Below are 24908 nucleotides of genomic sequence, written 5' to 3'. Positions count from 1 at the left end.
GCAAAGGCTAGGGAGCTATCAATCCAATAGATGATCGTCTTTTATATTCTTTAAAAAGCAAAAGGATCCTTCGTCAACTTGCCTTGGTGAAGGCTCGTTCTACCTTCGGATTCGACTATAAGGAAATGAGCGGTGCTACTCTCATTTCCAACCTTTCACCATTCTTAATTGTGAAAGCTAGTCTACTTTTGATGTTTATTGAGTATTAGTTTGTATGTATACTTCTTTGAGACTTTCTTTTATAGTAAAGAAACCTCCCCTGTCAGTAGTTGAACTGAAATAGGGGAGGCTATTTTTAAGGAGTAAAATTGTGTATTCCGATAAGTGGAACACGAGCGCCAGCAGAGAAATCGGTTGTTCTATAATTCTACTTGGGCAAGAACAGTGTCTTTATTGACTATTCCAAGATTTTGCAAATGGACAGCCTTGATTTCAGCCGTATTGGTAAAGGCAACGACAACTGTTGTTTCACGGTCTGCTGACTTGATTGCCTCAAGGTCTGCAACGAGAAGCAGGTCTCCTGCTTCCACACGTTGACCATCTGATACCTTAATAGAAAATGGTACTCCGTTTAGGGCAACTGTATCCAAACCAACGTGAATCAAAATTTCCAAGCCACTATCTGTCAACAATCCGACTGCATGCTTGGTTGGAAAGACACTGGTGACCAGACCAGAGACTGGTGCATAGATATTACCACTTATAGGCTCAATGGCATAACCGTCTCCCATCATTTTTTGTGCAAATACCGGATCACTCACTTCGGTAATCTCCATGGCTTGACCATCTGCTACAGCCCGTACCTCTGCGGTAAGACCTTTAAAGGTTTCTTCTACACCTGCATCTTCACGAACAGCTACATTCGTTTTCGGAATCTCCAGTCCAGAATCGAGTAGGTCTTGAATGTCTGACTTCAAGACATCTGCTTTTGGACCATAGACTGCTTGCACACCTGAGCCCTTGGTAATCAAGCCCATTGCCCCTGCCTGCTTCCAGGCAGCCTCATCATCTACTTTTTCAATATCCTTGACAGTGACACGTAAGCGGGTCATACAAGCATCAACATCTGCGATATTATCAGGACCGCCTAACAGGTTGATGATTTGCACAATCTGAGAATTTGCGTCTGCAACACCCGCATCTCCTGAAATAGGTGTATCATCTGCTGTTTCAGTATCGTAGTTTCCATTGCGACCTGCTGTTGCAAGATTCAGCTTCTTAATCATAAAGTCTGCAATGACATACATCAAAACGGCAAAGAGGGCTGATACCCAGATAAAGTTCACTACATCAAGTCCTATACCTGCTTTCAATGCCATTGGTGTACGTGTCAAAAACTCGATATTTCCAAATGAGTGCACACGGAGGTTCACGATGTCAGCCATGGCAAAGGCAGCTCCTTGAATGAGTGCATAGACTGCATAAAGGGGCATAGCGGCAAACATGAACATATATTCAATCGGCTCAGTCACCCCTGTCAAGAAGACTGCAAGGGCTGATGATACAAACATTCCCTTATACTTTTTCTTCTTATCCGGGTCCACATTGCGGTACATAGCAAGTGTCAACCCCATGAGGATGCCGGTTGAGCCAATCATTTGTCCAACTTTGAAACGAGCTGGTGTGACAGTTGCTAATAAGTCATTATACTGACTAGTATTTCCCGCCCCTTTAAGATTAATCAAATCTGTAATCCATGCCAGCCACAAGGGATCTTGTCCAAACACTTCTTGACCAGCTTGGGCACCTGTCATAATCTCATAGGTCCCTCCTAGCGATGTATAGTTCATTGGAATCGTCAACATATGGTGCAAACCAAACGGAAGCAAGAGACGTTCCAAGGTTCCGTAAATAAAGGGAGCAAGGATTGGCGCAGTATCCTGTGAATTGGCAATCCACTTACCAAAACTATTGATCCCCGTTTGGACAAGAGGCCAAAAAATAGCTAGAACAAGAGCCACCAAGACTGAACGATAAATGACGACAAAGGGTACAAAGCGTTTCCCATTAAAGAAGGTCAAGGCATCAGGTAATTTGCGGTAGTTGTAGTATTTATTAAAAGCCGTGGCTCCAACAAAACCAGCAATAATCCCAACAAAGACACCCATATTAAGGGCTGGTTGTCCAAGAACATTGACAAAATAGTTGGCTACAGGAATCTGTGTCCCAAAGACAGTAGACACATGTGCCTGGGAATCAGATAGCATGGCTACAGTCACCCCAAAGAAATTCCCTGTAATCAAGTTAATTAAGATAAAGGCAAGTCCTGCTGAGAAAGCACCACCAGCCCGTTCTTTCGCCCAGCTACCACCGATAGCTAGGGCGAATAGGAGGTGAAGATTGCCTATGATTCCCCAACCGATTTGAGCAATAATATTGCCTATGCGAGCCAAGAGTTCAGAATCTGCACTCAACAAGGGAAGGGAATTGCCGATACTGACCATCAAACCTGCCGCAGGCATAACAGCAATCACGACCATCAAACATTTTCCGAATTTTTGCCAAAATTCAAAACTGAGAAATTTTTTCATTTCTATTCTCCTAACATTTTACATGCACTTCAAGTCCAAAGTGGTCTGAAACAACCGCTTGATTTTCCCCGTTAAAGATAATCTGGCTTGAGAGGACTTCGCGTTTTTGATTTAAAAAGATATAATCAATTCTCTTTTGGGCACTGTGGGCATTCCAGCCGTCAATGGCTTTTGATACGGTAATCCCTGCATCTTTTTCTTGAGCCAGTTCATAGGTATCCAGTAAACCAATCCCTTTCATTGCTTCATAATCAGCCGGGGCAGAAATCGCATCCGTATTAAAATCTCCCATTAGAATCTTTAAGCGAGAATGACTGGAACGCTCCACAATCGCTCGGAGATTGTCCACTGAGTCTTCCTCTTGACAGTCTGGAAGGTTCATGTGGCAGGAATAACAATCAATGATCTGTCCTTGATAAGCAACCGTAATCCCAAGAATCTTGCGAGATAAGATAGACTTCACTGTCTGAAGTTTTGTACAATAGAAAGAATCCACATCATAAACTGGTAGCTTGGTGAGAAAGGCAATTCCCTCATCATATTTATCATAGCCAATATGTGAATTACTCCAACAGAAGGAATACTTGTCCTTGCTCAACTGGTTGATCTTCTCCACCAAAAGCAAACCATAATTATCTTCTTTTATCTCCTTGGTCACTAGAGGAGCCGTCATCAATTGATTGACCTCTTGAAGAGCTACCACATCATACTGCTTCTTAGCAATTGTCCGAGCCAAAATATCCAGCTTTTCCACCTGATTGTCCTCTAACCAGGCATGAACATTAAGCGTTAGTAATTTCATGTCGATTTCTCCCGACGATTAGTAACTATGCCAAATATCTTGATTATATTGTTCAATCGTGCGATCAGATGAGAAGAAACCAGCTTTTGCGATATTGTGAATCACTTTCTTATTCCAAGTATCTTGATCCTCATAGTCTGATAAGACCTGCTCTTTAACAGCGATATACTCTTTCAAGTCGATCAAGGTCATGAACCAATCCTTGTTCAAGAGTTCTTGATACAAACGCTCCAAGCGTTCGCTATTTCCCAAACGTACCAAATCTTCACTGACGATAAAATCAACCGCACGCTTGATTTCTTCATCATTTACATAGTAGTCACGGGATACATAGCCAGCAGTCGCATACAAGTCGATAATCGTATCTGAATCCTTACCGAAGGTATAAATATTTTCGCTACCTGCAAGCTCTGCAATCTCTACGTTAGCCCCATCCATAGTGCCTAAAGTCAAGGCTCCATTCAGCATGAATTTCATGTTTCCTGTTCCAGAGGCCTCTTTTGAAGCAAGGGAAATTTGCTCTGAGATATCCGTTGCAGGAATTAGTTTTTCAGCGACAGTAACATTGTAGTTCTCTACTAAATGTACATTGAGGTAAGGACTCACTTCTGGATCGTTGTTAATCAATTCTGACAAGCAAAGAATCAGGTGGATAATGTCTTGGGCGATAATATAAGCTGGCGCAGCTTTACCACCAAAGATCACCGTGATCTTCCGTTTTGGTAGATTGCCATTTTTGATTTCCAGATATTTATGAATCACATAAAGAGCATTCATCTGCTGGCGTTTGTACTCATGGAATCGCTTGATTTGCGTATCAATGATAGAATGCTCATCTAGTTCAATCCCCTTATTGTCTTTGAGATAGCGTTTGAGGGCTAGTTTATTTTGGAATTTAATCTCGGCTAGCTTGGCATGAACAGCCTTGTCATCTGCATAGGCAGCTAGTTTTTCAAGCTCTGTCGCATTTTCAAGATAGGCATCTCCAATCAATTCCTTGATATAGTCTGCCAAATCTTGATTGGCAAACTCCAACCAGCGACGGAAGGTGATTCCGTTTGTCTTATTATTGAATTTCTCTGGATAGAGGTCATAGAAGGCTTTCAATTCAGAATTTTTGAGGATTTCTGTATGGAGAGCTGCCACCCCATTGACGGAGTTAGAGAAGTGAATATCCATATGCGCCATGTGAACACGACCTGTTTCATCAATCATCTGAACGGCAGGGTCTTGATAAGTAACCCGTACCATCGCATCCAATGCCTTAATAATCGTCACTAGGTGAGGCACAACCTCTTCGAGGAAAGCAAGAGGCCATTTTTCCAAGGCTTCTGCTAAAATAGTGTGGTTGGTGTAACCTGTCATATTGCGGACAATCTCAACTGCCTCTGCAAAATCTAAACCATGTTTTTCTGTTAAGAGACGGATCAACTCTGGAATCACCATTGACGGGTGGGTATCATTGATTTGTACATAGGCATAGTCCGCCAAATCATGGAGATTGCTACCACGCTCAATCGCTTCGTCAATGAGGAGTTGTGCTGCATTTGATACCATGAAATATTGTTGGTAAATACGGAGCAATTCCCCATTTTTATCTGAATCATCTGGATAAAGGAAGAGGGTCAAGTTTTCCTTGATTTTTGTTTTATCAAAGGCAATGCCGTCTTGGATTAAATCATAGTTGACACGTTCAATATCAAACAGGTTGAGATAGTTTTTCCGGTCTTTCTTATAGCCTAAGATATCTAAACGATCCAACCTAGAAGTCAAGCTGAAATCTTTAAATGGCACTTCGTAGCTAATATCGGTCGGAATCAACCAAGACTGGTCTTCAATCCAGAAGTTCGGCTCTGCTTCTTGCTCATTCTTATCAAAGACTTGTTTGAAAAGACCACAGTGGTAGTTGAGACCAACCCCTTCCCCATTGATGCCTAGTGTCGACATCGAATCCACAAAGCAAGAGGCCAAACGACCCAGTCCACCATTTCCAAGAGAAGGCTCTGGCTCCACATCTTCTACTTGACTGAGTGATTTACCCGCCGCAGCCAGCTCTGCTTGAATGTCTTGGTATACACCTAGGTTGATCAGGTTATTGGACAAGAGTTTTCCGATGAGGAACTCTGCTGAAATATAGTAAACCTTTCGTTTGCCAGTATTTTTTGGCTTGGTTGCTGCTGCTTCTTTGACATACTGCAATAATTGGAAATAAATTTCCTCATTGGTCATTTCGCTTACTGTTTTAGCTGTATTTGCTGCTACAAAGTTTGTAAAATTAGTCATTTTGTTCATTTCCTCTTTGATATAATTTCGTAATTTTCACTAAAAAGTCTTTCTTCTCTTGGGTTAAATCTTCCGATTTCATGCGCCATTGCCAATTGCCACCGATTGTAGACGGCATGTTCATCCGCGATGAAGCTGGTAGATCCAAAATATCCTGCATGGTTGCAATAACCGTATCGCTAACAGTCGCAAACAAGACACGAAGCATTGCCTGAGTAACTGGCTCAATTGGTTTACGGTTGCTATAATCATCAACGTATTCCTGCTGTTCTGCCGTCAAGCCATTGTACCAACCATTGATCACCTCATTATCATGGGTACCTGTATAAGCTACGGAGTTTGGAATACAACGATGCGGACTATCTATACTCTTACCATTGACATCTTCTAAGCCAAACTGCAAAATCTTCATGCCTGGATAACCACAGTCGTTCAAGAGTTTTCTCGCTTTTGCATCGATATTTCCTAAGTCTTCAGCGATGATCGGTAGATCTCCTAAGGCTTCTTTCACTACCTTAAAGAGACTATAACCTGGACCTGGCTCCCACGTTCCGATTTTGGCTACTCTTGCATCGCCTGCTACCTGCCAGAAATCTGAAAATCCCTTGAAATGGTCAATTCGTAAGACATCATAGAGCTTAAAACTTTCGTGAATGCGATAAATCCACCAACTAAAGCCTGTCTTTTCATGCTCTACCCAGTCATAAAGCGGGTTGCCCCAGAGTTGACCGTCTACACTAAAGTTATCTGCAGGAACCCCCGCCACATAAAGAGGCTTGCGATTGCTGTCTAACTTAAAGAGATGGGGCTTGGTCCACACCTCCACACTATCTGCAGAGACATAGATTGGCATATCCCCAATAATCTTGATATGTTTGCGATTGGCATAGGCTTTCAATTCCTTCCATTGGCTAAAGAAGAAATATTGGGTTACCTTGAAGTATTCAATCTGTTCAGCCAAGTCTTGGCGATATTTTTCAAGGGTTTCTTCATTACGGGCAAGAACTTTCTTGTCCTCCCACTCTTGAAGCGCCTTATTGCCAAAGTGTTCTTTCATTGCCATAAATTCAGCATAATCATTTAACCATGAGGAATTGGCTTTTTCAAATTCTCTAAACGCTGCAAGCTGATTGTCTTGAGCTAAAAATCCTTTTACAGCCATTTCTAGAATCGGACGGCGTGCGGTATATAACTGAGCGTAGTCAATCATTTCTGGATCTTCCCCAAAATTCACTTGCTCATAGTCGTCGACTTGCAGGCAACCTGCTTCAACCAGTAAATCAAAATCAATTAGATTGGTATTTCCTGCAATGGCAGAAAAGGATTGGTAGGGAGAATCCCCGTAGCTAGTCGTTGTCAAGGGAAGAATTTGCCAGTAGGTTTGTTTCGTTTCCACCAAGAAATCCACAAAATCATAGGCTTCTTTCCCAAACGTTCCAATGCCGAACTTCCCTGGTAGGGAAGTAATGTGCATCAAAACACCACTTGTACGATTGGTCATATACGTATTCCTTTCTTTTCCCTTACTTCCTCATTCTAACGCAAACGTTTGCTTTTGTCAATAACTTTTACGTAACAGTTTATTTTCTTCCCTGATTTCAATGTTTTCTCAACACTTGTACGTATAACTATTCTTTCTTTTATGATATACTTAAAAGGATAGGAGGATAGGGGATGAGCAAGTATCAAACCGTTTATGAAGATATCAAAGAAAAGATTATCACAGGTGTATTTCCAGCCAATCAAGAGCTAGTCAGCGAGAATGAACTGATGCGCCACTATCATTTCTCAAAAGATACCATTCGCAAGGCTCTATCACTCTTGGAACGAGATGGCTATATTCGCAAGCAACAGGGACGAAACTCCATGGTTCTAGAACCACCAGTCGCAAAGCCCCAGTCCTTGTCTGCCCTAAAAACTGTTGACGAACTAAACCTTCCACACAGCCATGAGGTCAAAACCAAACTGTCTAGCCTTTATATTGTCCAAGGAGAGCCTCTCCTCATGGAGGCATTTCATGTGGACGAGCAGGTCGATTTTTATCGTGTGGGACGCTCTCGTACAATGAACGGAGAAGCGATTGAATATGAGGTTTCCTATTTTGACCGTCGAGTTGTTCCTTATCTCAATCGTAGCATTGTGGAAGGCTCCATCTACCGCTATCTGGAAAAGGAACTGAATCTGACCATCAGTCATTCACAGCGCGAAATCTCTTTCCGCTATGCCAATGAAGAAGAACGCAAAAACCTTGACTTAGGGGACTACGACATGGTAGTCGTGGTCAAAAGTATCAGCTACCTGGACAATGGTCAAGCCTTTCAATACGGCAGTATCAGCTATCGCCCTGATAAAATCACCTTTACCTCAACCGCTAAGCGCTAAAAATTGGGATTCTATCCCAACACCTCTCACAGTTGATTGATTAACCTGTTGGTTCATCGTCAACATGAACAACTATCACTATCCAAACCCAATAACAAAGGAGTGAGGGAATCGAGATTTTAAAGCCTCGATTCCCTCACTCCTTTATTGTCTTTTAAAAAACAAACTATGTTATACTCTTTAAAAATCAAAAGGATACTTCGTCAACTTGCCCTGGAAAACGCTAGTTCTACCTTCGGCGTCGTTTATAAGGAAATGAGCGGTGCTACTCTCATTTCCAACCCTTCACCATTCTTAATTGTGAAAGCTAGTCTACTTTTGATTTTTAGTGAGTATTATACTCATTTCGTTTCCCTTTTATGACTTCGACGATTGTGAAACTCTGTTTCTCTATTTCCAAGACTTAGGAACTGGTAGACTAGACAGTATTCAATTCTTTTAAGTACTGTTCAATCTTGATCAATATGAGAGGATTAGGATAGATTTTGCATAACTCTCTCGCTTCTAAATAATAGTTGTTTACTTCTTCCCTATCTAAAAAGTATGTTCCAGCATTGCCAACAAGTATGAGTAAACAGGCTAGCTGATAGCTTGTCTGTTTTAATTTACAAAATTCAATGGTTTCAAGGGCTTCCTGTATCGCTTCACTATACCTATCTTTTGATAGCAAATAATGGGCATAGTTGTAACGAACTCTAATGTAGCCAAAAAGAAACTCTTGCTGATTCAGATTTTTTATCTGGTACAATCTCACTAATAGAGAATAGTTGACTCTCTCTTTTAGTCATAAAATTTTGAAAATAATAGTATCTATGCTAAAATAGATGTATAAAGAAAGGGTTTTCATTGACATAAAAAATCCTACTATTCAAAAATTGGGGATATAAAACAAATAGGGAGTTTGTAACGAATTCAAAAACGACTGTTGTTTACGGGAATAAGTAATTTATGGCTAATAAATCAAAGATTGGAAAAGGTATCATCATATCACTTGTACTTGCTATTGGAGTATTCTTCTTAATACAAAGACTATTTATCTCAACATTTGAGCAGTTTTCTGTGCAGTCAGATGTCGATTTTTATATAGTGGGATACCACGGTATTGAAGGTTACGAGCTAGAAAATAATCAGTTCAAGAAAGTTTCTGATAATAAATTAGAGATTGTAAAGGGGCAGATTAATCAGACTATTAAGCGTGCAGAAATTGCCAACCGTTACTTACTCTTCTCTGAAGAGGGTCCTCCTTTAGGAGTGGTAGGGAGAATAGTAGCAGTTGATTTTAAAACAGGGAAAATGAAATATTATGAAACTTCTGACTATGCTTATACATCATCTGGCGTAGGACCCGACTATTATTTTACTTCTGAGGCAAATACAGATGATAGTTTTATTGCAATTTTTGATACAAATTTAAACGAGTTGGATAAATATGTTTTTGCCGATCCTATTATCGCGGCAGACTTTTCCATTGATGGAGATAGCATTTACTTCCTAGGAACAACTGTAAGAGGTGATGAAAATTACCCAGTGTATCTGAACAAATTGTTAATCAAAAACAAAAAGTTACAATTCGAGAATAAAGAAGTTCTCTTTGAAGATCCAGAATCCACTTATTTTTTCCATGATAGTATTGTTAGAGGAGACCAACTCTACTCTGTTTCAAGTGGATATCGAATCAACTCAACTAAGGAAAGGGTCGTTTCAGGACAAGTTTTTCACTATAACATGGAGACAGGTCATAAAGAATTTTTTGATTTATCTGAAATTGCTCCTGTTAATATTTTTGAATTGAACAAAGATTTGTTAGCAATAGAACATGAAAGAAATGATTCAGGAAAAATTGGATTCAGTCTATTTGATTTAACGAAACACACATCACGTTTCGTTGATTTATCTCAATTAGGATTGTCCGTTGAAACAGACTACCTAAAGGATATTAAACAGATTGACGACCACACACTATTAGTTTTAGCTGGTAGTAAATTGATAGAATACGATATTAGTGAAAATACCATCATTTTTGAAAAAGAAATTGGTGCTGATGGGTTCCATATTTGGATAAGGTAACCTTCCAAAAGAGAAGACTAGTTGGTCTTCTCTTTTGTGATATGTAGGTCATGAAATTGTTTTATACTCTTTGAAAATCAAAAGGATACTTTGTCATCTTATCTTAATGAGTAAAAAAATCCAGTAGATTCGTTTTACCCGAGCTGAGAAATCAGAAAGTAAGGATAAATCTCATTGCTTGCAAGACAAGCTACTTCGATTATCTATTTTTTCTAGGAGTTGCTTCACCAGTCTATACCAGACTGGTGAAGGTTGAAAATAAAATGACTGATACTCGTGTCAAATGCTCTCGTATCTTATGTAACTGAACACGGGCTAAAAGCTCGGAAAAAAGATAACTTCTTCTAGAAGCTCTAGCTTCTGCGAAGAACTTCCTATTTTTCGTTCGCTTTTTTTACGCCCTTTGTATCTTGGATTTAACTGAGTTCGGACTAAGAGCTGTGTAAAAAAGAGAGATTTCCTCGTGTTCATCGAACACGTCGTCTATCTTCTATTTTTACTTGGCTCTTAACGTCCTCACATCTTAATTGAACTCGCCCTAAACTCTGTGCGAAAAAGACCATAAATTGAATGAAATACAATCACTTATTCTATTGGCGGTAGCTAGCTGGCTATTCCCTGCATTTCATTTGTGACTAGCCTACCTAGCCTCGCAGGGGTCTCGCAACGAAGTTGCAAGCAACTTCTGCTCGACCGCCTATTTTCACTTTGTGCTTTAACAGTCTAAGGATAGACTGTTAAAGGTTGGAAATAAAACGAGTGAAACTCGTGTCAATCCGCTCCCACGTCTTAACTGAACACGGGCTAAAAGCTCGGAAAAAAGATAACTTCTTCTAGAAGCTCTAGCTTCTGCGAAGAACTTCCTATTTTTCGTTCGCTTTTTTTACGCCCTTTGTATCTTGGATTTAACTGAGTTCGGACTAAGAGCTGTGTAAAAAAGAGAGATTTCCTCGTGTTCATCGAACACGTCGTCTATCTCCTATTTTTACTTGGCTCTTAACGTCCTCACATCTTAATTGAACTCGCCCTAAACTCTGTGTGAAAAAGATAGACACTGTTTTGGCTTTAACCGATTACAGATGAGAATCCCTTTAGGGCTGAAAACCTCCACTGGAGCTTTTCACTCGTCAGATTTTCTATTTTCGCTTTGTGCTTTAACAGTCTAAGGATAGACTGTTAAAAAGGTTGGAAATAAAACGAGTGAAACTCGTGTCAATCCGCTCCCACGTCTTAACTGAACACGGGCTAAAAGCTCGGAAAAAAGATAACTTCTTCTAGAAGCTCTAGCTTCTAGAAGAACTTCCTATTTTTCGTTCGCTTTTTTTACGCCCTTTGTATCTTGGATTTAACTGAGTTCGGACTAAGAGCTGTGTAAAAAAGAGAGATTTCCTCGTGTTCATCGAACACGTCGTCTATCTTCTATTTTTACTTGGCTCTTAACGTCCTCACATCTTAATTGAACTCGCCCTAAACTCTGTGTGAAAAAGATAGACACTGTTTTGGCTTTAACCGATTGCAGATGAGAATCCCTTTAGGGCTGAAAACCTCCACTGGAGCTTTTCACTCGTCAGATTTCCTATTTTCACTTTGTGCTTTTAACGCTCTCGTATCTTATTTTTTCTCACTAATTGTTAATGTGCCGTCTACTATATCTGCGAGGAGTTCCTTTGCTTCCAAGTGGTCAAGGTAGAAGTCTGTTACCTTGTCACGGATTTCTTGCTCGATGACACGGCGGAGGGGACGTGCTCCCATCACCTTATCATAGCCTTGCTCAATCAAATGCTCTTTCGCCTTATCTGTCACTTCTAGATGCATCTCTTTCTTTGCTAACATGTGGTTGACTTCTGTCAGCATCAACTCGACAATGGCTGCCAAGTCTTCTTTTCCAAGGTGGAGAAATTCAATAACCCCATTGAAGCGATTGAGAAACTCTGGACGAAAGAATGGCTTCAGACGTTCCATGATTTCCACTTTGTCCTCTTCATTACTCCCAGCTCCCTCATAGCCAAAACCTGCATTTGAAGTGGCAATAATAACTGTATTTTTAAAATTCACTGTATTTCCCTGACCATCTGTCAAATGTCCGTCATCAAGTACTTGAAGCAGAAGGGTTATCACTTGTGAATCTGCCTTTTCAATTTCATCTAGAAGAATAATAGAGTAGGGATTTCTCCGGACACGTTCGGTTAGAGTATTGCTATTGTCATCGTAGCCCACATATCCTGCTGTTGTACCAATCAATTTGGAAACCGCTGTACGGTCGCTGTACTCAGACATATCTAAGCGGATAATCGCATCTTTTGTACCAAAGAGATCGAGTGCTAACTGTTTTGCCAATTCGGTCTTCCCAACTCCGGTCGGTCCCACAAAGAGGAAGCTACCGATTGGGCGACTGCCCTCATCAAAACCTGCACGGTTTCTACGAATGGCACGAGCTACAGCTTCTACCGCATCATTTTGACCAATCACCTTGGTCTTTAGACGGCTATTCATTTCTTTCAAGCGTTCGATATCACTTGAGCCCATTTGAGATACTGGAATACCTGTCATACGCTCGATTGATGCTGCCACATCATTGAGACTAGCCGTCACTTTCGTATCTTCTGCATGATTTTTTATTTGTTTTTCCAATTCTTCAATGCGAACCTTGGCATTCAAGGCTGCCTCATAATCTTCTTTTTGGACAGCACTTTCTTGCTTTTCTTTTTCCCGGGCAATCTCTGCCTCAATAGCATGAATGTCTGTCACAGGATGTTGTGCTGCTAGATGGGCTGCCGTCACATCAAGCAGATCAATCGCCTTGTCCGGTAAGCTCCGTTGCGGAATATATTGAACCGAATAATCTACTGCCGCTTTCAAGACCTCGTCAGGCAGGATAACATTGTGGTGTTTTTCATACAAATCACGGATTCCTTGGAGGATTTTATAGGTATCTTCTGCAGACGGTGCATTGACCTTGACTTCATTGAAACGGCGGGCAAGAGCCGCATTTTTCAAAATAGTATTGCGATACTCGTCTTGAGTGGTTGCCCCAATCACTGTCAATTCTCCCCTAGAAAGGACTGGTTTCAAGATGTCCGCAAGACCTTTAGAACCTCCTTCACCGGTGCTGCCTGCACCAAGGATTTGATGAATTTCATCAAAGAAGACGATGACGTTCCCTATTTCCTTGACTTCTGCCATAAGGTTTTGGATATTTTCCTCAAAGCTACCACGATACTGAGTACCTGCTTCCAGACCTGAAATATCAATTGATATCACTTCCTTATTTTTAATCGTAGCAGGCACCTCACCGCCTACGATGGCTTGAGCAAGCCCTTCTACAACCGCTGTCTTCCCAACTCCTGCGTCACCTACCAGAACGGGATTATTCTTGGTTCTGCGAGAAAGGATTTCTGCTGTTTCTTGGATTTCCTTATTGCGTCCAATAACGGGGTCTAGTAGCCCCTCTCTTGCTTCAGCTGTTAGGTTACGGCCGAGCTTTACGAGAATACCGTCTTTTTTGAAGTGTGGGTTGTGTAAGTTTCCCTCTTGTCCTTCTACTTGTGGTAGTTGACCTGTTGCACGGTAATGGGCAAATTCTTCTGGCGTTACTTCACGACCATTGATCAGATAGCGGCGATTCTCTGTATGATACCCACCCATACGTCCCATCAGTTGATTGAAAAGATCGTCCATACTGTTAAAGTTATAATCATTGTTGTTCATATTCATACCTCACTATGCAATTGATTTGATGTTTACTGACTTTTTCCTTTTAAAAAAAGAGAATTCATCAATCTTATTTGACTTTCTCTGACCTTTATTTCAAAAGAAATCGAAGCCATGCTTCACATCATTTCAATGTTTTATTTGATGTTTACTGACCAATAGTTTAAAAGAAAAAACTTAAAAACACTTGATCCTGTAAGGTTTCCTAACCCTACACACCTAGTATACATCATTGGTCAGTAAAAGTCAAGAATTTTTTTGACTTTTTTTGACCAATGATGGCAAAGCAAACTATTTGTTAAATACAACAGTCGGAGCAAGCAGAAACTAAACGAACTAGGAGCCTATTACAAAAGAAAATAAAAATCCCTCAACCTCTCTATTATAACATAAATATTTTGACAAAAAAACTTGTTTTTTTAGAGAATCGGTGTATGATGGAGTTGAAGAAAGTGGTAAGGATAGCTTGTGAGAAAGGAGATTGACTAGAAGCAAGCTATTGGAGACCTTACAGTATTTTTCGTGTCTAGTCTTTAAATGTAGAAAGGAGCAGGACTATGAAAAAAATTATGACCTGTATTTGTATCAACAGTAAAGACAGACGAAAGAACAACCGTGGAAATGTCCGAGGTTAAAAGTGAAATAGCCTTTAGCAATGAAGAAATTTACAAAAAAGAAATAAACATGGAGCAGTTGCTGTACTTTTTGCAGGTATGATTGTTGCCTGGGTTGTTGATGGAACCATAAAGTATACAACGGGAAAGGCTCCTTCTGACTGGGTAGCTTGGGGACTAGGAAGAGTTCACAGTTATATGCTACAACAAGTAAGAAATGGTGCAGGGCAAGTGATTATCCCACAAGGCGGCCCCTTTACTTATCCTGGGGTTATCATAGATCATTCAGGTAGGTGTCAGTAAATGAAGTGGAAAAATAAAAACATACAATTATTTATTTTAGGAATCCTTGTTGGCTTGTTTATTATCCCTTTCTTTAGGGGAGCTATCGTCTCCTTCCTAGAATTTCTATTTGGTTAATAAACTCATCTGACTGACAGGCTAGTCAGATAGAGAGTAGGCAACAAATAAAACTATAAACATGTACGAGGCAGGAAGTTCATTCCTGCCTCTTTTTCATTATATGGTACTTTTGCTTTAAAAAATAATGCAGCTTAAGTCAATAGGTAAATGGGTACAAAACAAGGGAAAGAGTGAGTAACTATTCCTGCCTTGCCACTTTCCATCACGACTTCCTAGCTACTCCTATCGGCACTCTGCCAATATTCTGCTCGGTCAAATCGGGATGACCCAGTTGATAGATTTTATCCGCCTGCTGGGTTACACTATCCCAAGGCTCTTTGCCAATGCGACTGACAAGCGAAACCTGCTGCTTCAAACTCGCCAGATGCCTGCGTCCTTTCTCTGTAAATCCCAGCACATGAATGGCTTCTGGAAGGGGTGCTTCACTTGCCTGAACCAAGATATAAGTCAGAAGCCTACGTACCCGTGCCTTTGTATAGCGTTTGGTCGCTGTCTTTTCCACTAAATCTTCAATGGAATTAGCAGTTTTGCTTGCTTCTTTAATGCGACTTGCCATTTCTTGATTGACTTGGTAAATCCTTGTCAAATCAGGATTTGAAAGGATTTGATAGCGGAGATAGGAAAAATAATCTGTCCATGAAACACACTTTCCTTGCTGAATCAAGTCTAAACTGGGACTAAAGGTTCCAACAAACTCTGTATCGTCAATCCGATTTCTTAGCGCTGTTGCCGAGGCAAATTCCAAATGACTGTCCAAAGAATGAAAACCAGCTCCTCTTCGCTCAATTGGGTGAAGAGCAATATCCTTTCCCGCAACAGCCTTGGCATAGGCAAGCCCCAGAACATGGTTGGGCGTATTCCCTGAAAAGGTTAGACCTGCAAAGGTCTCCCACATAGCCTGTGTTTTTTCAGGGTAACTGAGGCTATTAGGTAGGCAACCCAAAAAGTCTGCCATTTCAGCCCTCCTCAGCTCGTAGAGCTCTGCTATTTTTCTATAATCGAACAGTTCTTCGGTGCCAAAGGTCAACCGGTCAATCCCTAAGCGATCCAAAATCTCTACTGCTCCCTGAGCGAAGAAGTCTGCTGATTGTACACTGACCAAGAAAGGCAATTCGACTACCAAGTCTGCCCCATTTTCGAGCGCCATTTGTGCCCTTATCCACTTGTCCACAATCGCAGGCTCCCCCCTCTGGGTAAAGTTCCCACTCATGGCGACAATCTTTATCCCTTTTGCTTGCGAGAGTAAGTAAGCGTGCCCATTGTGGAAAGGATTGAACTCCGCAATAATCCCTGTAACGCTCATTTTTCTGCTACAAAGAACCAGCGAGCACTGGTCTCAGTTGGTGCCTTGTCCTCAAAATCCGCATAGACCTGAACATTTTTAAAGCCCGCCTGCTCTAATAACACATCATAGGTCATAAGGTCATAAGTCCGTTCCTCATGGATTTCATCCATTCGGCTAAAGCGACCGTCCGCTTCTTTCACAAAGAAGGTTAACTCATGCACGATAGAATGTGGCGGTTCATCCGCATAAGTGTCCCAGACAAAGGCAAAATCTTCTGCATTCTCATGATAACTATATCCTGGAAAAAGCTCATCCATTTGATAGGTTGAATGCACATCAAAGAGGAAACGACCACCCTCATTGAGATGTTGGTAAACCTCTTGAAAAACGTGACCAACCTCAACTTCATCCTCCATATAGCAAAGCGAATCCGAATAACAGGTTACCATATCAAAGCAAGCAAGGCTAGACAAGTCTAGCATATTGCCCTCTAAAAAAGGAATGTCTAATCCTGCTTTTTGACTTCGTTTTTTGGCTAATTCAAGCATCTCTCGACTAAGATCCAGTCCTGTCACATCAAAGCCTGCCTCCTTAAAACGCAGGGACTGAATGCCTGTCCCGCAGGCTAATTCAAGCAGTTTTGTCTTTCCTTTTGGAAAATGTCTCAAGCTAAATGCTGTCCATTGGTCATAGAGACGATCGTCCATAATCGCATCATAGACTGAAGCAAAGGTTTCATAAGTTGCCATATGTTCCTTTCTTTTCTTGAAAAACCATCGAACACACAAAAACCGAGGGCAAACTAGAGTTGCTTCCTTTTGATTTTTATCGTTCTTTTCATTTACATGTATAACTGAAAACAGATGAAGAATCTGTATTCACAAGTAAAGTGCTTTTGTATAAGAAAGCATTTTTCGCTCATCAAGGTTAGGGTTTGACTGTATATTGAAAAAACGATCCTTAGATGGAAGTGCTAAACTGTGAATACAGGTTCTAAGACTTATAACCACTCAGCTACATCAATATTCTCTGCTTCATACCACAATTTTTCAAGGTTGTAGTGGTCACGCATTTCTTCTGAGAAGATATGGAGAACGACACCACCTAGGTCTAAGAGTACCCAGCCTCCTGCTGCATCTCCCTCTACTTGACTAGTCCCAAAGCCTGCTTCCTTCACTTTTTCACGAATGTTAGCTGCAATTGCTTCTAATTGACGGCTATTCATTGAACTAGCAATGACAAAATAGTCTGTCACACTGGTCAAGGACCTTACATCAAGCACAATCATATCTTCTGCACGTTTTTCATCAGCCGCTTTTACGACCAATTCTACTAATTCCTTTTCTTTCACATTTTACCTCATTATTCATTATCCCATAGTCTTTTAGTTCATATTCAAGACCTTTTGATATCTCCCTTTAATCGTGCGGACCTAAGCAAGCTCCTTACAGAGCAAGTATCAGTCCTTTTTCTTCGTATCTGTCACTCCAAATCTAACCTCAACGACTGATGCGAACACCTTCGCTTCATTTCCGATTTCCAACTTCCGACACAACAACTGGAAATAAGAAAGGGGGCAAACTCTTTTTCACTTGTCAAGTTCTTGTCCACTTCCTCTTTTCATTTTAGCTGCCAGACCTTCATGCTTCAAATATCCAACATAAGCATTATAGGTTTCAATGGTTTGAGGATAAATCGGAATACTTTTTTGTGCCAAGTGTGCTACTGTATGTGCTGTCGCAAAAGCTACCGCTTGGTCCAAGGAATGTCTAGCCAATCTTCTTGCTTCTTGTACTCCAGGAAAATCACGATTTGGCTCAATGTAATCTGCTACATAGAGAACCTTATCCAGTAAGGTCATCTGGGCAGCTCCTACCGTATGGCGCTGAATAGCTTGTAAAATTTCCCTGTCCTCAAGCCCAAAATCCTGATTGATTTTATAGGCTCCAACCACACCATGCCAGATATTATTGCCCCACTTCTTCAAGTCTTCTCCCAAATGATGTTGGTCAATCAAATCCAAAAAGACTTGGTCACTCATTTCCTTAGCATAATCATGGAGTAAGGCTGCAAGACTTGCTTTTCGTTCATCACAACCGTACTGATCAGCCAACTCAAGCGCAGCTTCTTCTACACCAAGGACATGACAAAAGCGTTTCTCAGACATTGTTGCCCTAATCTGTTCTAGAAGTCGTGCCCGATCAAAGGATAAATCTGCTGCAATCATTTGTAAAGTCCTTTTTCTTCAATATAATCCAAGACTTCATGCGGTAACATAAAGTTTGGCACACGCCCTTGCTGAATAAATTGACGAACCATACTTGAGGAGATATCCATCAAAGGGACATCCACCCAAATAATCGGATAGGAAGTTCCCGCCTTATAACGCGGACGCTGTACCCCGACAAACTGTACCAACTGAATCAATTCATCAATCCGATGCCATTTCGGCAAGTAATCCACCATATCTGCACCGATGATGAAATAGTAATCCGTATCGGGATTCTTTTCTTTCAATAATTGCATAGTGTCATAGGTATAGCTAACTCCTTGACGCTCCAGTTCAATCGTCTCAATACCAAGACCTTCTATTCCTGCAATCGCCATTTTCAGCATATTGTAGCGATGTAATTCATCAATCGTTTCTTTTTTATCAACATGAGGCGGTAGAAATTCAGGCATCAGCAAGACCTCATCTAATGTTAACTGTTGCCGAACCTGATCAGCAACAATTAGATGGGCATTATGAACAGGATTGAAATTTCCTCCCAAAATACCAACCTGCTTGCGATTTGTTTCTCTCTTTTCAACTTCTAACTCAACCTTTGTAAAAGGTGTTAAGAGCTCAAGTGCCATTCTAACTCCTTATCCAACTCATCCATTCCTAGAAACATCCCACTAGATATCTCTCACTTTAACAGAAAGTTTTCGATTTTCTTTCTTACTCGACTGCTTAAAGAGAATCAAGGTTCGCCCGATTTTTTGTACCGTATCTACCCCAATTTCTTCTTCCAATGTTGCGGCTACATCGTGGATATTTTCGTCCGTATTCTGCAATAGAGTGACCTTAATCAATTCTCGTCTATCTAAGGCTTGACGGACGCTTGTCTTAATCTGATCATTCAAACCGTATTTCCCAATTTGAATAATGGGTTTCAAACCATGTGCCTGACTGTTGAGAAAGGCGCGTTGTTTTGATGTCAATGTCATAGTATTCCCTTTTTTCTATCTTTATATAATAGCCTTGCGGATAGCAAGACCGACCCCTTTCGGTACCCAAGCCGCTACCTTAGCGGCTCTATTGATCCGAATCCAACCGAGGCCAGAAAAGACAACATCGGTCTTTTCTGTGATGGTAAATTCGTGCCGAACTAGTTCTGGGAAGCTCCCTAATTCTGAGTGGGTTGGTGGTACCAATAGACTTCCTGCGTGTTTTTCATAAAAAGCATCAGCTCCTGCCAACTTGGTGCGGTGGAGCGGTAACTCATTGTCAAAAAAGGCAGTAAAGCCTTGCTTTTCTCCAGCGATAAAGTCAAAACGTCCCAAACCAGCTAAAAAAAGAGTTTGCTCTGGATTTAACTGGTAAGTCTTGGGCTTCATTTCTTTTCTCGGACTAGCAAATTTCAAATTTTCAGCAGATAAATAATGCGCCATCTGATGACGATGGATAACCCCTGGTGTATCATAGATATAAGAGCCATCGTCCAGAGGAATCTCAATCTTATCCAAAGTTGTCCCAGGGAACCGAGACGTCGTAATCACATCCTTGTCCCCTGTAATTTCCTGAATAATAGCATTGATCAAGGTCGATTTCCCGACATTGGTCACCCCAACCACATAGACATCACGTCCCTTGCGATACTGCTCAATCTTATCAATCAAGTCCTTAATCGCATACTTACTTTTAGCAGACGTCAGCATCACATCAACAGGGCGCAGTCCTGCTTCATGAGCCCGTTCAGTCAACCATTGAGTAACTTTCCCGTCCTTAACAGACTTGGGTAAAATATCCTTTTTATTTCCGACCAAAAGGACATCATTCCCAGATACAAAACGTGGTAAACCAGGAATGACCGAACCATTAAAATCAAAAATATCAATTACATTTACTACTAAGGCATCACTTTCACCAACACGGTGAAGAAGGGCCTGAAACTCATCGTCTGAAATATTCACATCTGAAATTTCATTATAGTGACGGAGACGGAAACAGCGTTGACAATAAACTTGACCGATTTCTAATCCTTTTGTTAAGGCAGATTTTGGGGTATAACCTGCTGCTTCTTTTGTTTCAGTCTGAATCAAGGCTCCACAACCAATACAATACAATTCTTCCACTTACATTTCCCTCTTATAATCAAATGCACCATACTTGGCAGTTATTTTCTTCAGCATACGACGTTCACGCCAGCGATTGATTTGGGTATTGATCGAATCTGTTTTAATGAGCGGTCTTACCAGAACAGAACGAATGCCTGCACGCTTGGCAGCCCGAATATCTGTCATGAGCTGATCCCCGATCATAATAGCTTCTTCTCTCTTGATCCCAAAGCGTTTAATCGCACGTTCAATCCCAAAAGTAAAAGGTTTCAAGGCAAAGGCTTCAAAATCAATTCCAAAACGTTCAACTGCTCGTTTTACACGTTCATATTTATTATTCGAAATAACCACCACATGAATGCCCGCATCGCGTAAATCATGCAACCATTTACGCATCTCAGGAGTTCCGTCTGGATTGTTCCAAGCAATCAAGGTATTATCTAAATCTACAAAAACTGTCCGAATCCGGTATTTTTGCAAACTTTCTACTGTCACATCATAGGCTTTTTCAAGCACAAAATCTGGCATGTAATTCTCAATCGTCACATTATTCTCCACTGTTCTGAGAGCTAACTAGCAGTCCTTACAGACCAACTTTCCATTTTGTCAGTCTCGCTCTCTTCTTTCTTTATTAGGGTCTTTTAGTCAAATGTATCATTGCACACGAGCTAAGCACTGTGTGAAAAAGATGGGCAGTTGTTCTTGCTTTTGCTAGTACCAGCGACGTGGGTGATTCGCTATAAGACAAACAAAGTTTCTAACTTTAATAGTATAGAATCCCTTCAGGGACAGGCTTTCTTATACCCTTTAAAAATCGAAAGGATACTTGGTCAACTTGCCTTGGTGAAGGCTCATTCTACCTTGGGCTTCGATTATAAGGAAATGAGCGGTGCTACTCTCATCTCCAACCTTTCACAATTCTTAATTGTGAAAGCTAGTCTACTTTTGATTTTTATTGAGTATTAGCTTCATTGAACACTGCATCCGTCTCCTATCGTCGTTCGCTATTTCTTTTGTACCTATCGACTTATTGATAGATTTTATTTTAAAACGAAAGCACTATATACTCATTTCGTTTAACGTTTATTCCTTCAACGATTGTGGAAACTACGTTTCCTTATTTCCAACCTTGCCCACTTCGCTCTCAAATTTCTAGGCTCAGGCTGAAACAGTCCGCCGAACTGTTTCACTCTTCTAGATGAATTGTGGAAACGAAACAACTATAAAAGAATCTAATTAGTCTATTTTACCATATTTTAAGGCAAATGGCGAATGGAAAATAAAAGTACCTGATGAGTATCAAGCACCTTTTCTGTCCTTATTGTAAGCATTCAGTCTTAAAAACAAGCCCTACCTTACCAAAACAAACGCGTACCATGAACCTGAGAGACACCGAGCTCTTTCATCAAACGCTCCGCGTTCTCTTTTGTAACACCGCCTCCGATCAGAATCTCAATTCGACCTGCTGCATAGGCAATCAACTCTTTGAGCCAGGCTGTATTCTCTTCAGCAGAGCCATGAATCCCTCCGCGTGTTAAAATCCGCACTACTCCCTGCTCAACTAACCAATCTAAGGCTTCAAACTGGCGTTTACGCGGAATCATGTCAAAGGCCATATGAAAGACACTCTCGCAGTCGCCAATTTCGTCCAAGAGCTGAACGATAAATTCTTCGTCAAGCCAATTATCCTCCGTAAGGGCACCAAACACAAGCCCATCCGAACCCAAATTTTTGGCAATTCTCGCATCTTCTAGCATCATCTGTTTTTCTGCTACATCATAGCAAAAGTCTCCCCCACGAGGTCGTACCATGGTCATAACCGATACTCCTTGTTCGTGGGCTACATCACATACCGACCGAATGACCCCATAGCTAGGAGTCGTACCCCCTACTGCTAAATTGTCACATAGTTCAATCCGACCTGCCCCTAAAGCGATGGCTTGTGCAATCCGCACATGATTCTCCGCACAAAATTCCTTCATCCAGAACCTCCATTTATGTAAGCCTTTTCTTTTAGTATACCATAAAAGAAAGCTGAAACGCACTCAAAACCTGTATTTCACACGCCATACGCGGGAAGAAAATGCATAGAACGATTTTCTAGCTACATACATTTTTTCAAAATCTTTTCACAAAACGTACACTTTAACGGGTTAATCCCTCATTTTCAAAGCTATTATACCGCATTTTTCTACCAAAAACTGCCGGCAATATTGAAAATATGATTTCTGAAAACAAAAGGTTCTTCATGCATTCATTTGTCGTGGTATTTCGCCACTCCTTCTTTAAAATAAGGATAAACTGAAGCGATTAGGAGGCATCCCGATCAATCACCATAAAGTTTTCGGACTGTAGATAGAGCAACCCAACAATATTTTTTACAAAGAAAAAAGAGGAAAGCTCCAAAGCCATTGATTTTCTCCATATACTAAAGGCAGTGACATAAAGTGAACATCCCAGCTACGGAACAAGTCCTGCTCAATACTCGTCGAGGTAATAGAGGAGAATCACTTTAAGGAACAAGTCAATATTTTAAGGGGCTACTGATGACTTGTCGAAAACCAAAGAATAGTCAATCATGGACGAAAAAGAAGTATACCACTAGCGTTCTACTCTCTCATGGAGAGATGCTTTCGTTTTTTTCGCACCCAGAGCAGGTCTTTGGTTGAAATGAGTAGGACTGCAAGTAAAATCAACACCATGCCGAGCCAATCGAGCAGATAGAAAGCCTCATCAAGCAATAAAACCGCAAAAAAGACGGAAGAGATCGGCTCGATCGAAGCAAGTAGACTTCCATTAACCTGACCAACCATACTCACACCTTTTAAAAAGGCTGTGTAAGCAAAGACAGTTCCAATTCCCACGATACCAATTAAGCCCCAGAAAATCTCCACATTAAAGGGAAGAACTTGCTTCCATGGCTGAAAAAATAGACTGACCTCAAGTGCTCCCAATAACATAGAAAGCCCAATCACCAATAGACTGCCGTATTGTTTAATGATACTGATTGGCAAAATGATATAAAGGGCACAGGTCATAGCAGCCAGCAAGCCCCAGAACAAACCTTGTGGTGTCACTGCTAACTGATGGACTTGACCGTGAGTTGCAATGACAAAAGTACCTGCAATAGCAAGGAATATAGCAATCACTTCAACCGCTGTTGGCTTTTGTCTTCTCCTTATACAAACATAGGTCAAGACCAAAATGGGGCATAGGTATTGTAACACTGTTGCTGTCCCTGCATTGGTATGGTAAATCGCTGTTAGATAGGCGATTTGATTAAAGACCAGACCAAAAATCGAAAAGAGAACCAAGCGGATCAAGGCTTTTTTATCTGTCAATAATTGCTGGATTTTCTGTGGATTTTGATAGAGGGCTAAAGCAAGCAAGACAACACCCGAAATCGCCAAACGCAGGACCGTCACCATCTCTACTGTCACACCTCTTGCCATGATAAACTGTCCACTCACCCCTGACAAGCCCCAAGCAATCCCTGCAATGAGGGTCAAGAGTGTCCCTTTCATCTTTTCATTCATCTCCATATCTCTCCTTCATTTTACTTCTTTTCATTATATCATTATCCGTAAGAATGCAATAGTAGAAGAAACCATCAGCGCTTTTTTACACTTTTTTCCTCAGTCTTTTCCAAGTACGCATAAGCAGGGGAAACTCCTTTTTGATTTTAGTCTATCACTTTATTGAAAAATAAAAAGACCCTATCCAATAAATATTGGAATAGAATCTTAACTTAATGACATTGCCCAATCGTTAGATTTTGTGTCCAACTTTTGGGGTGCAGTTCAGTAGCTAGGCTCTATTTATAAATTTCTTTCCGGTGTCCTATTTCAAGAGCTAGTATAATCAGCTTATCGTCTTGAATGTCGCAGATAATGCGATAGTTCCCAACCCGATAGCGCCATAGCCCTTTGAATTGATCTGTCAATGCCTTTCCGATTTGTCTTGGATTGACTAAGCCATCAAGGCGCTTTTTCATGTCTTTAGCTAACATCAGCCCTATATGCTTATCCATTTTTTTCAGTTGTTTCTTGACATCATCACTGAGGACTAGTCTATAACTCATTTTCTAACTCCTCGATGATGTCGTCTATTGAATGAGTAATAGGGTTCTTCTCGAACTCTTTCAAGGCTCGGATACCAGCTTCATAGTCTAGTTTGTCCTCTATCTGCTCCACTAAAGCATTCTTAAACAATTCTGATAGGGTTTTACCTGTATGCGTTGCGTAACTTCTGAAAAGTTCTTCTTCTGCACTGTTTAATCTCAATGATACTATTCCCATATTGTGATACCTTTTCTTTCTGTAATACATTGTATAACAAAGATAACGAATTGTCAATAGTTTATACTATCTAGCCACGTCAAACGCATGAACGTTTTCTTATATCACTTTGTTTATTAAGCACTTTTTTTGAAGCAAGGATGGCTCATTTTCATCTTCCTCTCCCCTTATCTTCTATCTCTAAAACCTAAT

20 protein-coding genes and 1 pseudogene are annotated in these 24908 nt (G+C 40.8%); 3 read left to right on the top strand and 18 right to left on the bottom strand.

Annotation, left to right across the window (positions count from 1 at the left end):
• Window positions 1–359: 359 nt before the first annotated feature.
• From ACVPON_RS02335 to malQ, 4 genes are read right to left on the bottom strand one after another with little or no spacing between them, the layout of a single operon-like run.
• Window positions 360–2531: a PTS transporter subunit IIBC gene (locus tag ACVPON_RS02335; protein WP_462875794.1), complete on the bottom strand. Its 2172-nt coding sequence runs from the start codon at window positions 2529–2531 to the stop codon at window positions 360–362.
• Window positions 2532–2541: 10 nt separating this feature from the next.
• Window positions 2542–3333: an endonuclease/exonuclease/phosphatase family protein gene (locus ACVPON_RS02330; protein WP_462875792.1), complete on the bottom strand. Its 792-nt coding sequence runs from the start codon at window positions 3331–3333 to the stop codon at window positions 2542–2544.
• Window positions 3334–3351: 18 nt separating this feature from the next.
• Entirely contained in the window at window positions 3352–5616 is a 2265-nt protein-coding gene (gene glgP / locus ACVPON_RS02325; RefSeq protein WP_462875790.1) for a glycogen/starch/alpha-glucan family phosphorylase, read from the bottom strand.
• Window positions 5609–7117 carry a 4-alpha-glucanotransferase gene (gene malQ, locus ACVPON_RS02320; RefSeq protein ID WP_462875788.1) on the bottom strand — a complete coding sequence of 503 codons (1509 nt, stop codon included), beginning with the start codon at window positions 7115–7117 and terminating at the stop codon, window positions 5609–5611. Before malQ ends, glgP begins: the two co-directional genes overlap by 8 nt.
• A 173-nt stretch (window positions 7118–7290) precedes the next feature.
• On the opposite strand from malQ, the gene ACVPON_RS02315 reads away from it, so the two are divergent.
• On the top strand, window positions 7291–7998 hold the full coding sequence (locus tag ACVPON_RS02315; protein WP_462875786.1) for a GntR family transcriptional regulator: 708 nt from the start codon (window positions 7291–7293) through the stop codon (window positions 7996–7998).
• Window positions 7999–8416: 418 nt separating this feature from the next.
• Here the strand turns inward: ACVPON_RS02315 and ACVPON_RS02310 are convergent.
• A pseudogene (locus ACVPON_RS02310) lies at window positions 8417–8767 on the bottom strand (helix-turn-helix domain-containing protein); the annotation flags it as partial.
• 179 nt (window positions 8768–8946) lie between these two features.
• Between ACVPON_RS02310 and ACVPON_RS02305 the strand changes: the two are divergent.
• Window positions 8947–10065: a hypothetical protein gene (locus ACVPON_RS02305; RefSeq protein WP_462875784.1), complete on the top strand. Its 1119-nt coding sequence runs from the start codon at window positions 8947–8949 to the stop codon at window positions 10063–10065.
• A 1611-nt stretch (window positions 10066–11676) separates the two neighbouring features.
• Here the strand turns inward: ACVPON_RS02305 and ACVPON_RS02300 are convergent.
• Complete coding sequence (locus tag ACVPON_RS02300; protein ID WP_462875846.1) at window positions 11677–13773, bottom strand: AAA family ATPase; 2097 nt, start codon at window positions 13771–13773, stop codon at window positions 11677–11679.
• A gap of 716 nt (window positions 13774–14489) precedes the next feature.
• Here ACVPON_RS02300 and ACVPON_RS02295 point away from each other — a divergent pair.
• Window positions 14490–14693 (top strand): hypothetical protein, encoded by a 204-nt coding sequence (locus ACVPON_RS02295; RefSeq protein ID WP_462875782.1) that lies wholly within the window; start codon window positions 14490–14492, stop codon window positions 14691–14693.
• Between the two features lie 322 nt (window positions 14694–15015).
• Here the strand turns inward: ACVPON_RS02295 and ACVPON_RS02290 are convergent, their stop codons facing one another.
• From ACVPON_RS02290 to relB, 12 genes are all read right to left on the bottom strand, one after another.
• Complete coding sequence (locus tag ACVPON_RS02290; RefSeq protein WP_462875780.1) at window positions 15016–16116, bottom strand: nucleotidyltransferase; 1101 nt, start codon at window positions 16114–16116, stop codon at window positions 15016–15018.
• Window positions 16113–16847, bottom strand: coding sequence for a class I SAM-dependent DNA methyltransferase (locus ACVPON_RS02285; protein WP_462875778.1), 735 nt, complete (start codon window positions 16845–16847; stop codon window positions 16113–16115). The genes ACVPON_RS02290 and ACVPON_RS02285 overlap by 4 nt, the downstream gene beginning before the upstream one ends.
• 251 nt (window positions 16848–17098) lie before the next feature.
• Entirely contained in the window at window positions 17099–17449 is a 351-nt protein-coding gene (gene rsfS, locus ACVPON_RS02280) for a ribosome silencing factor (RefSeq protein WP_462875776.1), read from the bottom strand.
• A 237-nt stretch (window positions 17450–17686) separates the two neighbouring features.
• Entirely contained in the window at window positions 17687–18325 is a 639-nt protein-coding gene (gene yqeK, locus ACVPON_RS02275; protein ID WP_462875774.1) for a bis(5'-nucleosyl)-tetraphosphatase (symmetrical) YqeK, read from the bottom strand.
• Window positions 18322–18954 carry a nicotinate-nucleotide adenylyltransferase gene (locus ACVPON_RS02270; RefSeq protein ID WP_462875772.1) on the bottom strand — a complete coding sequence of 211 codons (633 nt, stop codon included), beginning with the start codon at window positions 18952–18954 and terminating at the stop codon, window positions 18322–18324. The genes yqeK and ACVPON_RS02270 overlap by 4 nt, the downstream gene beginning before the upstream one ends.
• 42 nt (window positions 18955–18996) lie before the next feature.
• Window positions 18997–19308 (bottom strand): ribosome assembly RNA-binding protein YhbY, encoded by a 312-nt coding sequence (yhbY, locus tag ACVPON_RS02265; protein WP_462875770.1) that lies wholly within the window; start codon window positions 19306–19308, stop codon window positions 18997–18999.
• Between the two features lie 21 nt (window positions 19309–19329).
• Window positions 19330–20436 (bottom strand): ribosome biogenesis GTPase YqeH, encoded by a 1107-nt coding sequence (gene yqeH / locus ACVPON_RS02260; protein WP_462875767.1) that lies wholly within the window; start codon window positions 20434–20436, stop codon window positions 19330–19332.
• Window positions 20437–20964: a YqeG family HAD IIIA-type phosphatase gene (locus tag ACVPON_RS02255; RefSeq protein ID WP_462875765.1), complete on the bottom strand. Its 528-nt coding sequence runs from the start codon at window positions 20962–20964 to the stop codon at window positions 20437–20439.
• Window positions 20965–21773: 809 nt separating this feature from the next.
• Window positions 21774–22400, bottom strand: a complete 627-nt coding sequence (locus ACVPON_RS02250) for a copper homeostasis protein CutC (protein ID WP_462875762.1) — start codon at window positions 22398–22400, stop codon at window positions 21774–21776.
• Window positions 22401–23027: 627 nt separating this feature from the next.
• The gene (locus ACVPON_RS02245; RefSeq protein ID WP_462875844.1) at window positions 23028–23954 is read right to left on the bottom strand and encodes a DMT family transporter; all 927 of its coding nucleotides are present in this window, start codon (window positions 23952–23954) and stop codon (window positions 23028–23030) included.
• A 278-nt stretch (window positions 23955–24232) separates the two neighbouring features.
• On the bottom strand, window positions 24233–24499 hold the full coding sequence (locus tag ACVPON_RS02240; RefSeq protein ID WP_462875759.1) for a type II toxin-antitoxin system RelE family toxin: 267 nt from the start codon (window positions 24497–24499) through the stop codon (window positions 24233–24235).
• Window positions 24489–24716, bottom strand: a complete 228-nt coding sequence (gene relB, locus ACVPON_RS02235) for a type II toxin-antitoxin system RelB family antitoxin (protein WP_462875757.1) — start codon at window positions 24714–24716, stop codon at window positions 24489–24491. Before relB ends, ACVPON_RS02240 begins: the two co-directional genes overlap by 11 nt.
• Between the last annotated feature and the right edge of the window lie 192 nt (window positions 24717–24908).

The sequence above is a fragment of the Streptococcus sp. 1F3 genome (genome assembly GCF_054968985.1).
This window is presented reverse-complemented; position numbering and strand designations above follow the sequence as displayed.